Origin of the sequence: Rhodococcus sp. EPR-157, assembly GCF_001647195.1 — a bacterium.
Lineage (GTDB): Bacteria > Actinomycetota > Actinomycetes > Mycobacteriales > Mycobacteriaceae > Rhodococcoides.
The window spans coordinates 1-12722 of sequence record NZ_LVCV01000360.1; the positions used below are offsets into that span (position 1 = coordinate 1).

The 12722-nt window shown below is 64.7% G+C and carries 11 protein-coding genes and 1 pseudogene; 5 read left to right on the forward strand and 7 right to left on the reverse strand.

Features of this window, described 5'->3' with window-relative positions; genetic code table 11:
* Positions 1–52 precede the first annotated feature (52 nt).
* The 3 genes from A2J03_RS16495 to A2J03_RS16505 all read right to left on the reverse strand — a co-directional run bounded on the left by A2J03_RS16495 (position 53) and on the right by A2J03_RS16505 (position 2647).
* Positions 53–337 carry a YciI family protein gene (locus A2J03_RS16495; protein WP_068375945.1) on the reverse strand — a complete coding sequence of 95 codons (285 nt, stop codon included), beginning with the start codon at positions 335–337 and terminating at the stop codon, positions 53–55.
* A 36-nt stretch (positions 338–373) separates the two neighbouring features.
* The gene (locus A2J03_RS16500; protein WP_068375952.1) at positions 374–1771 is read right to left on the reverse strand and encodes a sugar porter family MFS transporter; all 1398 of its coding nucleotides are present in this window, start codon (positions 1769–1771) and stop codon (positions 374–376) included.
* 132 nt (positions 1772–1903) lie between these two features.
* The gene (locus A2J03_RS16505) at positions 1904–2647 is read right to left on the reverse strand and encodes an SDR family oxidoreductase (RefSeq protein WP_068375954.1); all 744 of its coding nucleotides are present in this window, start codon (positions 2645–2647) and stop codon (positions 1904–1906) included.
* A 169-nt stretch (positions 2648–2816) separates the two neighbouring features.
* Between A2J03_RS16505 and A2J03_RS16510 the strand changes: the two genes are divergently transcribed.
* Positions 2817–3851 (forward strand): amidohydrolase family protein, encoded by a 1035-nt coding sequence (locus tag A2J03_RS16510; RefSeq protein ID WP_231912565.1) that lies wholly within the window; start codon positions 2817–2819, stop codon positions 3849–3851.
* A 72-nt stretch (positions 3852–3923) separates the two neighbouring features.
* Here the strand turns inward: A2J03_RS16510 and A2J03_RS16515 are convergent, their stop codons facing one another.
* The 4 genes from A2J03_RS16515 to A2J03_RS16530 all read right to left on the reverse strand — a co-directional run bounded on the left by A2J03_RS16515 (position 3924) and on the right by A2J03_RS16530 (position 9238).
* Complete coding sequence (locus tag A2J03_RS16515; protein ID WP_068375958.1) at positions 3924–6029, reverse strand: 3-hydroxyacyl-CoA dehydrogenase NAD-binding domain-containing protein; 2106 nt, start codon at positions 6027–6029, stop codon at positions 3924–3926.
* Entirely contained in the window at positions 6026–7252 is a 1227-nt protein-coding gene (locus A2J03_RS16520; RefSeq protein ID WP_068375959.1) for a thiolase family protein, read from the reverse strand. Before A2J03_RS16520 ends, A2J03_RS16515 begins: the two co-directional genes overlap by 4 nt.
* Before the next feature lie 73 nt (positions 7253–7325).
* Entirely contained in the window at positions 7326–8597 is a 1272-nt protein-coding gene (locus A2J03_RS16525; RefSeq protein ID WP_068375960.1) for an HRDC domain-containing protein, read from the reverse strand.
* A 41-nt stretch (positions 8598–8638) separates the two neighbouring features.
* Positions 8639–9238, reverse strand: a complete 600-nt coding sequence (locus A2J03_RS16530; RefSeq protein ID WP_068375965.1) for a DUF3000 domain-containing protein — start codon at positions 9236–9238, stop codon at positions 8639–8641.
* A gap of 147 nt (positions 9239–9385) precedes the next feature.
* Here A2J03_RS16530 and hemE point away from each other — a divergent pair, with 147 nt between their 5' ends.
* The 4 genes and pseudogenes from hemE to A2J03_RS16550 all read left to right on the forward strand — a co-directional run.
* The gene (gene hemE, locus A2J03_RS16535) at positions 9386–10450 is read left to right on the forward strand and encodes a uroporphyrinogen decarboxylase (protein ID WP_068375977.1); all 1065 of its coding nucleotides are present in this window, start codon (positions 9386–9388) and stop codon (positions 10448–10450) included.
* Positions 10447–11808 carry a protoporphyrinogen oxidase gene (locus A2J03_RS16540; protein ID WP_068375968.1) on the forward strand — a complete coding sequence of 454 codons (1362 nt, stop codon included), beginning with the start codon at positions 10447–10449 and terminating at the stop codon, positions 11806–11808. The genes hemE and A2J03_RS16540 overlap by 4 nt, the downstream gene beginning before the upstream one ends.
* 5 nt (positions 11809–11813) lie before the next feature.
* Positions 11814–12509 carry a hydrogen peroxide-dependent heme synthase gene (gene hemQ / locus A2J03_RS16545; RefSeq protein ID WP_068375971.1) on the forward strand — a complete coding sequence of 232 codons (696 nt, stop codon included), beginning with the start codon at positions 11814–11816 and terminating at the stop codon, positions 12507–12509.
* A pseudogene (locus A2J03_RS16550) lies at positions 12506–12722 on the forward strand (HAD family hydrolase); the annotation flags it as partial. The gene hemQ and the pseudogene A2J03_RS16550, both read left to right, overlap by 4 nt.

The following is a 12722-nucleotide window of genomic DNA, read 5'->3' on the forward strand; positions in this document are numbered from 1 at the left end:
CGCAGCGCATCGCAGGGTGGGCCAAAGCTCTGTAGAGCGTCAGGCGGGGAACTCAGCCGCTGAATTCACCCATCGCGGGTGTCCATTCGGTGATGCGGACATCCTCGACGAGACCCGCACGCGCGAACGGATCGTGGGCGAACAGTCGGGAGACCGCGTCCGCATCGGACGCCGACACGATGAACATCGCGCCGCTGTGATCGGCAAGAGGACCTGAGGATCGAATAGTTTTTCGCCGGACCATCTCCTGAATCCATGCGCGGTGATCGGTGCGGTGGTCGTCTCGACCGCCCGACGTCTCTGCAGTGTAGGAATATTCGACGACGAACATCGGCATCAGAGTTCCTCCTCGTACTTGTCTAGCTCCTCGGCACTACAGGACCATGTCCTCGAGTTCCATGCCTTTGGTTTCGCGAATCTTGAACTTGACGAAGAAGAACGACAGCAGTGCGAAGAACGCGAAGAACGAGTAGATGAATCCCAATCCGATCGATTCCGTCAGCGGTGGGAACGCGAGAGTTATCGAGAAGTTCGCCACCCAGTTGGCAGCGGTGCTGATCCCGAGTGCCACGGCGCGCATGTTGTTGGGGAACATTTCACCGAGCATCACCCACATGATGGGACCCCATGTTGCCGCGAAGAAGATGACGAAAAGATTTGCACCGATCAGGGCCACGGTGCCCCAGGGCGTGGGGAGTGTGAGTTCGTCGCCGGATCCGACTGCCTGGGTGAACGCCACGGCAGCCAGTACGAGTCCGACGAACATGCCGATCGATCCGATCTGCAGCAGGTTCTTTCGGCCGAACCTGTCGACGAACAGAATCGCGACGAATGTCATCGTGACGTTGATGACGGACGTGATCACCGAGGTGACGAAGGACTGATTCTCGCTGAACCCGACCGACTTCCACAGTGTCGTCGAGTAGTAGAAGATGGCGTTGATGCCGACGAACTGTTGCAGAATTGCCATCGTGATACCGACCCACACGATCGGCTGAAGGCCGAACTTCGGACCGCGGATGTCGTTGAACGACGATTTCGCCTCACGCCGGAGGGTCAGTCGGATTTCTTTGACGCGTTCCTTCGGGTTGACCTCGCCCGTTATCTCACCGAGAACGCGGGCAGCCTCGTCGTCGAGGTGTTTGCCGACGAGATATCGAGGCGACTCCGGAATCAATGTTGCGAGGACGCCGTAGACGAGTGCGGGGACGACGCCTACGAGGAACATCCAACGCCACGCTTCCATCCCGAACCACAGGTCGTTCGACGGTCCGCCCGCTGCGTTCTGCAGGACGGCGTCCGACAGCAACGCAGCGAAGATGCCGATCGTGATCGCGAGTTGCTGCAAGGAGGCGAGCCCGCCTCGATATCGAGCAGGTGCGATCTCGGAGATGTACGCGGGGGCGATAACGGAGGCGATGCCGATCCCGAGGCCGCCGAGGACACGCCACAACATGAGGTCCGGAATGCTGAACGCGAAACCCGACCCGACGGAGGAGATGGTGAACAGTGCGGATCCGAGCAGCATGACGCGCTTGCGACCCCAGCTGTCGGCGAGTCGACCGGCGAACCACGCGCCGACAGCGCAACCGAGCAACGCGATGGCCACCGCAAACCCGGTGACGAAGGAACTGAGGCCGAAGTTCTCCTGAATCGAGTCGACCGCTCCGTTGACGACCGAGCTGTCGAAACCGAAGAGGAAGCCGCCGACTGCAGCAGCGATCGTGACGCCGATGACTTTCGCGGTGTGATTCTCTGCAGGCTGCGTCATGCGAACTCAGCTTTCCAAGGTCGATACCAGCAACGATGATGGTCTTCGACATCATGAACCTGCCGACGCGTCGCGTGGTGAGATTTGCGGGATTTCACCCGAAGCGTTATCGCCCGGCTCGGCGGTCGGGCGTCATGAACACCACTCGCTGTACGTCTGTTTTCCACGATCCGCATCGGGGCCGAGCAGGAGAGTGCCGTCGCGCATCGCCTTTCCGTACGCGCCGGGTATCGGGACCTCGACGATCCAGGGCCTTTCAGGAAGTGAGTCCGCGTATCTGCGAACCATATCGACCATGCGTTCTTCCTTCGGACCGCCGAGATCGCGGACGTGACCGGCGGGTGTGCCCTCGGCGAGCTCGACCAGACGCTCTGCTACTTCCCGTGCAGCGATCGGCTGTGAACGCATCTTCGGGATGACCACGAGCCGCCCGATTCCGACCGCGCCGTATAGCTGTCCCGCGAATTCGTGAAATTGCGTCGCTCGGAGGATCGTCCACGGCACGGTGCCCTCTTCGATCACCTTCTCCTGCGCGACCTTGCCCGCGTAGTAGGCATGCGGTGCCTTGTCCGAGCCGACGATCGACAACGCAACATGGTGCGACACACCAGCATCCATCTCCGCTGCCAGGAGGTTTCGCGTGACGGTCGTGAAGAATCCGGTGGATTCGCGTGCCGACATGGTCTGTTTCGACGCAACGTCGATGACTGCGTCGGCTCCGGAGAGGGCCCGCGCCAGCCCTGCACCGTCGACGAGATCCACACCGGACGATCGGGTCAGGACGACGACGTCGTGCCCACGTTCGGTGGCCACGCGTACGACGTGTGTGCCGACTGCCCCGGTTCCACCTGCAACTGCGATTTTCAACGGTTTCATACCTTCACGACGAAGTAGACGACATGAATGTATCGCTCGTCGGTGGTGTGTGACGGGAATCTCGACGAGAGGGGATCGAGCGTTGACTGTGGATTATCTCATGTGTGACGATAGCGTCAGTTCAAGGAGCCGCCGGCCCGGGTGACCATCGAAGAAGGACGCACACACCATGATCGATCGTCGCACCCTACTCGGCGCGCTCGGCGCAGCAACAGTGTCCGGAGTCGCACTGTCAGCTGTGAGGGCCACCGCCGCGCCGCTTCCGATTGCGGGCGGGGTGATGGACATCCACTCTCACATGGTGCCGGACTTCTACCTCCGGGAGGCACTGGCGTCGGGCATCGCTTTTCCCGACGGCATGCCGAAGTGGCCGTCCTGGTCGGTCGGCGAGCACATGCAGATGATGGATGGCTGCGGGATCGACACAGCGATCCTGTCCGTGTCCTCACCGGGAGTGCATTTCGGTGACGACGGCAAGGCCGCCGATCTGGCCCGGCGTGTCAACGATTTCGGAGCTGGTGCAGTCGCTGAGCAGCCTCGTCTCGGATTCTTCGCGTCGTTGCCGCTGCCGAACGTGCTCGACTCGGTGCTCGAAGCGGTCCGCGCGCTGGATCAGCTGGGTGCGGACGGCGTGACAGTCATGTCGAACGCGGGCGGGATGTATTTGGGTGACCCTGTACTGACCCCGCTGCTGGCGGCGCTCGATGCGCGATCGGCGGTTGTCTTCGTGCACCCGACCTCGCCGCCGAATTCCTCGGCGGTGTCACTCGGGCTGCCGGCACCGATGATGGAATTCCTTTTCGACACAGCACGTACCGTTGTGAATTTGATCCTGCTGGGTGTGGTCGATCGCTTCCCGAACATTCGTTGGGTCTTCACCCACGGCGGCGGAGTGCTTCCGCTGCTGGCGGATCGAGTGGACTTCTTCCGGTCTCAGGTCGGCTTCGGGACTCCGACGACCCCGGACGTGTTGCGGCGGTTGTGGTTCGACCTCGCAGGCACGCCGGTTCCACGGCAACTGCCCGCATTGCTGTCCACTGTGGGCCCGGACCGGCTGGTGTACGGCAGCGACTACTGCTTCACTCCCATCGCGGCAGTGCAGGAGCAGATGCGGGCCCTCGATTCCGGCGCTGCGCGCGGTGGGTTCGAGGATTGGCGAGCCTCGACATCGAGCAACGCTCGACAATTGCTCGACCGCGCCTAGCGCCGAGATCGAAGTTGTGCGCGGCATTCGCTCGAAAACCGTGCACAACCTCGAACTCGGCAGGTGCAATGCCTAGACGCTGGCTACACCCGGCGCGAGGAATCGCTTGCCTGTCACGGCTTCCGAGGTGCCGGTGCGGTCCAGGTACGGGGTGATGCCGCCGTTCCAGAAACCGAAACCGCCGCCGAGGAGCAAGCAGAGGTCGATGTCTTCTCCTGCTGCGACGACACCCTCCTCGAGCATGATGTTGATCTCGTCGGCAAATGCCCGGCGAGTGCGGTCGAGGACTTGTTCGGCGGTCGAGGGTGAATCACCCTGCGGCCACAGGGCTGCGACCTCGGGATCGACGATTTGACCCTCTGGTCCGTAGGTCCACACGCCCGGCTTCTTCGCCTCGACGAGCGCACGGAATCCGGGGGAGTCCTTGAACCGCTCCGGGTATGCCTCACCGAGCGTCTCGGCGGTGTGCAGTGCCACGGCCGGGCCCACGAGTGCCAGCAAGGTCAGCGGGCTCATCGGCATGCCGAGTTCGCCCACTGCGCCATCGGCGACATCGAACGGTGTGCCTTCGTCGATCGCGCTGATGATCTCGTTCGACGCACGCGTGACGAGGCGGTTGAAGACGAAGCCCGGCAGATCCGCCGACAGGACGGCCGACTTCCTGAGAGTCTTGGCCGTAGCGAATGCCGTTGCGAGAGTGGCATCGTCGGTCTTTTCGCCCTTGACGACCTCGAGCAGTGGCAGGACGGCGACGGGGTTGAAGAAGTGGAAGCCCACGACGCGCTCGGGGTGCTTCAGGTCCGCAGCCATCTTGGTGATCGACAGCGAGGACGTGTTGGTCGCGAGAATCGTTTCGGCAGAGACGAATTCCTCGACCTCGGCGAACACCTTCTTCTTGACGTCGAGGTTCTCGAACACTGCCTCGATGACGAAGTCGGTCTTCGCGAAGGCGGACTTGTCGATCGAACCGGACACCAACGCCTTCAACCGATTTGCGGCATCGGGGGACAGGCGCTTCTTGCCGAGCAGCTTGTCGATCTCCCCGTGGACGTAGCCGACGCCCTTGTCGATGCGCTCCTGATCGATGTCGGTGAGGATCACCGGCACCTTGAGTTGGCGCACGAAAAGCAGTGCGAGCTGGCTGGCCATCAGGCCGGCACCGACGATGCCGACACCGGAGATCTTGCGTGCCAACGACTTGTCGGGTGCGCCGGCGGGACGTTTCGCGCGCTTCTGCACCAGATCGAAGGCGTAGAGCCCTGCGCGGAGCTCGTCCTTGACCAGCAACGTGGACAGGGCCTCGTCCTCGGCCGCGAAGGCCTTGTCGAGCGATGCCGAGTCGGTGATGTCGGTGCTCTTGGCGAGCTCGAGCAGCTCCACCGCGGCGACGGGACCCGGGGCGAAGTTGTTGGTCTTGCCCGCGACGATTCCCTTGGCACGGGCGACGGCGTCGTCCCAGGCCTGCCCACGGTCGATCTCGGGACGGGCCGGGGTGATCTCACCCTTGATAACCTGAGCGGCCCACGCGAGGGACTGCTCGAGGAAATCGGCTCCACCGAAAACGGCGTCGGCGATTCCGAGGTCGAGCGCCTGCTGCGGCTTCAGCGTGCGGTTCTGGTTCAGAGCGTTCTCGATGACGACGGTGACGGCGTTCGAGGCTCCGATGATGTTGGGTAACAATTGGGTCCCGCCCCACCCTGGTACCAGGCCGAGAAAAGTCTCGGGAAGCCCGAGAGCTGCCGCGTTGTCGGCGACCGTGCGGTAATGCGAATGCAGGCCGACTTCGAGACCGCCGCCGAGTGCCGCACCGTTGATGAAGGCGAACGTCGGAACCGAACTTTCGCGCAGGCGACGGAAGACCTTGTGGCCGAGCTGCCCGATCTGCAGCGCCTCGTCCTTGGTCTTGATGTTCGGCACACCGTTGAGGTCGGCGCCGACGGCGAAGATGAACGGCTTACCGGTGACGGCGATTGCCACCGGGTTCGCGGCGAATGCCTCGTCGAGTGCGGCGTCGAACTTGGCCAGTCCGCCGGGACCGAAGGTCGACGGCTTGGTGTGATCGAAGCCGTTGTCCAAGGTCACCAGGGCGATGGAGCCGTCGAGCCCTGGTACGGAGATGATCTTGGTGAACGCGTTCGTGACTACCTCGTCCGTGAACGCTGTCGTGATGTCACTCATGCCTTGACTCCTGAGTAATCAGCGTGGTTAGGGTTCTCCCAGATGACGGTGCCGCCCATGCCGAGACCGATGCACATGGTCGTCAGGCCGTAGCGGACGTCGGGCGCCTGGGCGAACTGGCGGCTCAGCTGCGTCATCAGGCGAACACCCGAGGACGCGAGGGGGTGGCCACACGCGATGGCGCCGCCCCACTGGTTGACGCGGGGGTCGTCGTCGGCGATGCCGTAGTGCTCGAGGAAGGCGAGCACCTGGATGGCGAAGGCCTCGTTGATCTCGAACAGGCCGATGTCTTCGATGCTCAATCCCGTTCGGTCGAGCAGCTTTTCGGTCGCGGGGACCGGGCCGATGCCCATGACGGCGGGATCGACGCCAGCGAAGCTGAAGCCGACCATTCGCATGCCTACGTTGAGCCCGAGTTCGTGCGCGGTGTCCTCACCGGCCAGGATTGCGGCGGTGGCTCCGTCGTTGAGCCCGGCGGCGTTGCCTGCGGTGACGCGACCTGCGGGCCGGAACGGCGTCTTGAGCTTGGCGAGGTCCGAGGTGGTGGTGCCGGGGCGAGGTGGCTCGTCCTCGGTGGCCAGGCCCCAGCCTGCGGCGGACTTGGTGGCGACGGGCACGAGAGTGTCGGCGATGAAGCCGGCCTTCTTGGCGGCGTCGTACTTGTTCTGGCTGGCTACGGCGTACGCGTCGGTGCGGTCCTTGGTGATGGTCGGGAACCGGTCGTGCAGGTTCTCGGCGGTGTTACCCATCACCAGCGCGCTGGGATCGACGAGCTTGTCGGCAAGGAAGCGCGGGTTGGGGTCCACGCCTTCGCCCATCGGGTGGCGGCCCATGTGCTCGACGCCTCCGGCGATGACGACGTCGTACTGGCCGAAGCCGATGCCCGATCCGGTGGTGGTGACCGAGGTCATCGCGCCTGCGCACATGCGGTCGATGGCGAAGCCGGGGACGCTGCGGGGGAGTCCGGCGAGCAGTGCGGACGTACGGCCGATGGTCAGGCCCTGGTCACCGGTCTGCGTGGTCGCGGCGATCGCGACCTCGTCGATGCGCTCGGGAGGGAGGTTGGGGTTCTTGCGAAGAAGTTCGCGGATTGCTTTGACGACGAGGTCGTCTGCACGAGTGTCGGCGTAGATGCCCTTGGGGCCTGCCTTGCCGAACGGGGTACGGATGCCGTCGACGAAGACAACATTCCTCTGTGAGCTGGTGGACGCGGGTACAGACACGCTTTTCGATCCTCCCGACAGATGCGGACGAGTAGCCCGGCCGACGCCGGGCTCACACCCACTCTAGTGGGTATTACCCGCCGGTAACTTGTGGAGGGGTCAAAGCGTCGGCAAGCACTGGTACGACCAGCTCGCGCTGCCAGGTCCGTGCTCGTCCTTCGATGAGTTTCGCGTCGATCGCCACTCGCGCATCCGCGGGGGAGAGCGGTGTCCAGTCCCACACGAGGCGGCGCAGTACGTCCGGCATCAGCAAGTTCTCGACGGGGACGGACACTTTCTCGCTCAATTCGGTCATCGCAGCTCGGACGACCGCGAGTCGTTCGGCTGCGTCAGGGTCCCGGCGCGCCCAGCGGTTCGCCGGCGGCGGTCCTTCGAACGGCGCGGTCTTGGGTGGGAGCTCCTGCGTAGGAAGTGCACGCGCACGTTCGAGCGCGGACAACCAGACCGCGGCTGAACGGCGCTGGCGCGGGCCTCCGAACACCGGGAGCGCGCGCAGTTCGCCTTCGGTCTTGGGGTCTGCCGATGCCGCGGCCACGATGGCGGAGTCCGGTAGTACCCGGCTCGGCGCGATGTCGCGCCGCTGCGCCACCTCGTCACGGGCGTGCCACAATTCGCGCACTGCGGCCAAAACTCGTTGGGACTTGACCGCGTGAATTCCCGATGTTCGACGCCACCGATCTGTCTTCGGTTTCGGCGGTCCCATCGTGAGGATGTGGGCGAACTCCTGTGCTGCCCACTCCGTCTTTCCCTGGCTTTCGAGTTCTGCGGCCATAGCGTCGCGGAGTTCGAGGAGCACCTCGACGTCGAGTGCCGCGTAGTTGAGCCAGGTCTCGGGAAGTGGGCGGGTGGACCAGTCGGCAGCGCCGTGGCCTTTCTGCAGCGACAGGCCGAGGGTCCGTTCGACGATCGGTCCGAGGCCGACTCGTTCGAAGCCGGCGAGCCTACCTGCGAGCTCGGTGTCGTAGAGCGTCGCTGGGACCAGGCCGAGTTCGGCGAGCCCTGGCAGGTCCTGGTCGGCCGAGTGCAGCACCCATTCGAGTGGGTTGATCACATCGGCGAGCGGACCGAGTTCGCCGCTGACCGGAATGGGATCGAGCAGCACAGTTCCCGCGCCGCGCCGTCGGAACTGCAACAGGTATGCGCGCTGGGAGTAACGGAACCCTGATGCTCGCTCGGCGTCGACAGCGAGTGGACCGTGGCCGTCGGCCAGCAGCGCTGCCGCCTGCTTCACCCCGTCGAGCGTCTGGGCGATCGCTGGAACGCCGTCGGCCGGCGCGAGAAGCGGTATGGCCAATGGTGCCTCGTCCGATACATCCGACGGCTCACTGGAACTGGTCGCTGACATGAGAGGTGACTCTAAGCCTTCGGTGCCGCGCTGCGCGCGAACTACGTCCGGTTCGCCTCGCGGCTACGCAGCTCGGTGATACCAGCCGGAGGCAGTCCTGCCGCATATGCCAGCACCTCGCAGAAGGCTTCGACATGCGCCGCCAGCTCCACCGATCCCGCTGTCCACGATGCTCGCAACTCCAGTTGATGGGCCTTCGGAGGGCCTGCGATGTCGCCGTACCGAACAGAACTCGTCGACGTCACGGTGCCGCCGAGCGCGGTATATGGTTCGGAACGACTTTCGAGTGCGTCGACCAACCAACTCCACCCGACCTCGGGAAGCAATGGATCGGAGGCGAGGGACTCGTCCACGTCGGCCTGGATGTACGCCACTAGCCGCATGGTCCCGTTCCACGCTTCGTCCCCGTCGGGGTCGTACAGCAGAATGAGTCGTCCGAAGGCGTCACCGTCGGACTGTTCGCCGACATCCTCGCCGGCTGGATGCTGGACTTCGGCGCCGATCGCGTAGCTGAACGGAGCGAGCCGCTGAGGCGGCCTGATCGGTCCTATTTCGATGGCTGGGTGCACGACTGCCCGGTGCATTGCCTCGACAGCCGATCGAAACGGCGCAGGCTCGGCTGGGGATCCGGGTGTGGTCACGACTTCGGACGTTAGACTTCTCACGTTCGTGTTCGTCGGAGGCGCGCCGAGTCGGATGGCGTCGAACGGGTGTCAGACCTGCACAGAGGCGGCGACGAACGTCTCCGATAGAGGCTGCGCGGACGGCGCGTGGCAGCATGGACGTCGATGAACATCGACACGCCTTCGTCCCGTCGTCACCTTCCCGACGCACCGCTGCTCGCAGCTGTGGCCGGCCGAGCGCCGACGCGGCGTCCGGTGTGGTTCATGCGGCAGGCCGGTCGTTCGCTTCCCGAGTATCGGAAGATCAGGGCGGGCATCGGCATGCTCGACTCCTGCTTCGATGCCGAGCTGGTCGCCGAGATCACGCTGCAGCCGGTACGCAGGCACGGCGTCGATGCGGCAATCCTGTTCTCCGATATCGTCGTGCCGCTGAAGGCAGCCGGTATCGATCTGGACATCGTCACCGGAACCGGTCCAGTGGTGGCCAATCCCGTGCGGTCCGCCGCTGACGTTGCGGCTCTCCCGCGTCTCGATGCCGAGCAAGTGGCTCCGGTCGCCGATGCGATCGGTCTTCTGACCAAGGAGTTGGGGGAGACAGCGCTGATCGGTTTCGCAGGCGCGCCGTTCACACTGGCGTCGTACCTCGTCGAGGGCGGACCGAGTCGCAATCACGAGAAGACGAAGGCGCTGATGCGGTCGGATCCGCACACCTGGCACACGCTGCTCGACACCCTGGCCGATACGACGATCACGTTTCTGCAGAGCCAGCTTGCTGCGGGAATCGATGCGCTACAGCTCTTCGACTCGTGGGCCGGTGCGTTGTCACTTGCGGACTACCGCGAGTTCGTCCTGCCACACTCGACCAAAGTGTTCGACGCGGTGCGAGACGCCGGAGTACCGAAGATCCACTTCGGCGTCGGAACCGGAGAATTGCTCGGCGCCATGGGCGAAGCAGGTGCCGACGTCGTCGGAGTCGACTGGCGAATCCCGCTGGATGTCGCAGTGGAGCGCGTCGGGCCGGGCAAGGCATTGCAGGGCAACCTCGATCCCGCCGTCCTGTTCGCAGGCTGGGACGCTGTCGAGAGCGAGGTCAGACGCATCGCCGCCGAAGCCGACCGCGCGATCGAGGCGGGGGCCGTAGGACACGTGTTCAACCTCGGTCATGGCGTGCTCCCCGACACCGATCCGGACGTGCTCACCCGAGTTGTGGAGTTGGTGCATTCGCTGTGACGCGGGCAGGCCCGCGGGCAGCTGTCGTCGGAGGCGGAATCACCGGGCTCGTCGCCGCCTACCGACTGCGAACCGAGCTGGGACCCGAGGCGCAGATAACCGTCGTCGAGGAGTCGGATCGGCTCGGCGGCACCCTGCGGACAGTCGACCTCGCGGGTGGTCCGCTCGACGTGGGTGCCGAAGCGTTCATCGGCCGCAGACCGGAAGTGCCCGCTCTCATGGCGGAGTTGGGGATCGCAGATCAGCTGGTGCATCCAGCAGGCAGACGACCGCTGATCTACTCTGCGGGCGCACTGCACCCGATGCCCGCCGGAACCCTGATGGGCATCCCCGCTGATGCACAGTCGATCGCAGGGCTCGTCGATGCGGCGACGCAACAGAAGATCGCCGACGAGGTCGAGACTGCATTCGCCTGGGATCCGAGCATCGACGTCAGCGTCGCCCAGCTGGTGGGCAGTCGATTCGGTGAACAGGTTCTGCACCGTTCGGTGGATCCGCTCCTCGGAGGTGTCTACTCGGGTCTGTCCGACTCGATCGGAGTACGAGCCGCGCTTCCGACGCTCGCGGCAGCGCTCGACTCGGGGGCGCCGAGTCTGTCGTCCGCCGTGGCGAGCGCGCTCCCACCCCCGAGTTCGGAGCCGGTGTTCGGAGCGCTCCGCGGCGGGTACGGGGTGCTCGTCGATGCGTTGATCGCCGCGGCCGGAGCACGGATCGTGTTGGGCGCGCGGGTCGAGTCGATCTGCGGCGAGCGGAAGGGATGGCGTGTCGATCCGATCGGTCACGTGGACCTGGTCGTTCTCGCGGTGCCGGCCCCTGCGTTGTCGGCGATCCTGGCCGACACGGTTCCCGACGCGGCAGACGCGGCCGCCGGGATCGAGCTCGCATCCTCCGTCGTAGTGGGCATGGCGTTGCCTGGCGACGTGGAATTGCCGGACAACTCGGGAGTCCTCGTGGCCACCGATGCGGGCCTGTCGGTGAAAGCCTTCACGCTCTCCAGTCGAAAGTGGAGTCACCTTGCCGACCGAAACTCCGTTCTGCTGCGCGCATCCCTCGGACGGTTCGGAGACGAAGGCCCGCTGGGCCTGAGCGACGCAGAACTCGTCCGCACAGCGGTGCGCGATCTGCGGACTGTCACCGGGCTCGACGTCACCCCGACAGCAACCGTCGTGCAGCGGTGGCACGGGGGACTTCCGCAGTACGCGCCCGGTCACCTCGATCGTGTCGCCGAGATCGAGTCTGCAGTGCGTGATGTTCCCGGTGTTGCGGTGGCGGGCGCCTGGAGCCACGGCGTCGGAGTGCCCGCCTGCGTCGCTTCGGCGACCAGAGCAGCCGCTGCGGTGTGCGAGGTGGCACGATAGGGGCCATGGCACGCCTCGACTACTCTGCGCTCAATTCGACTCTCCGCTACCTGATGTTCTCGGTGTACAAGGTCACCCCAGGCGTTCTGGGCGACGACCGTGCCGACGCAGCCAAGGAGGCGCGCGTCTTCTTCGAGAGCCAAGAGGACAAGGGCGTCGCAGTACGCGGCGTCTACGACGTGGCGGGCTTGCGGGCCGATGCCGATTTCATGGTGTGGACGCACGCCGAACGCATCGAAGAGCTGCAGGCGACGTACTCCGACTTTCGACGCACCACCGCCCTCGGCAGGGCCAGCACGCCTGTGTGGAGTAATTCGGCACTGCACCGCCCGGCCGAGTTCAACAAGAGCCACGTACCGGCATTCATCGCAGGCGAAGATCCGGGCGACTACATCTGCGTCTACCCGTTCGTACGCTCCATCGACTGGTACCTCTTGCCGGAAGACGAGCGGCGCACGATGCTCGCAGATCACGGCAAGGCAGCTCGTGGCTACAAGGACGTTCGGGCAAACACTGTCCCGTCCTTCGCGCTCGGGGACTACGAGTGGATCTTGGCGTTCGAGGCGCCTGAACTGGACCGTATCGTGGACTTGATGCGCGATCTCCGCGCCACCGAAGCTCGCCGTCACGTTCGCGAGGAAACGCCGTTCTTCACCGGCCCCCGCGTCGACGTCGAATCTCTCGTGGCCGCTCTGCCATGATGGATGCGGTCATCTTCGACTTCTCCGGGACCCTTTTTCGACTCGATGAGGACGATTCGTGGTTCGACGGGATAACGCATTCCGACGGCACCGCGGTGGACGGTCACCACGCAGCCGAGCTGATGCGCCGGATGACTGCGCCGGTCGGTGAGGTTGTCGAGTTCGACGACGTCACCCGGCATGCGTGGCGGAACCGAGATCGCGACCCCGCGC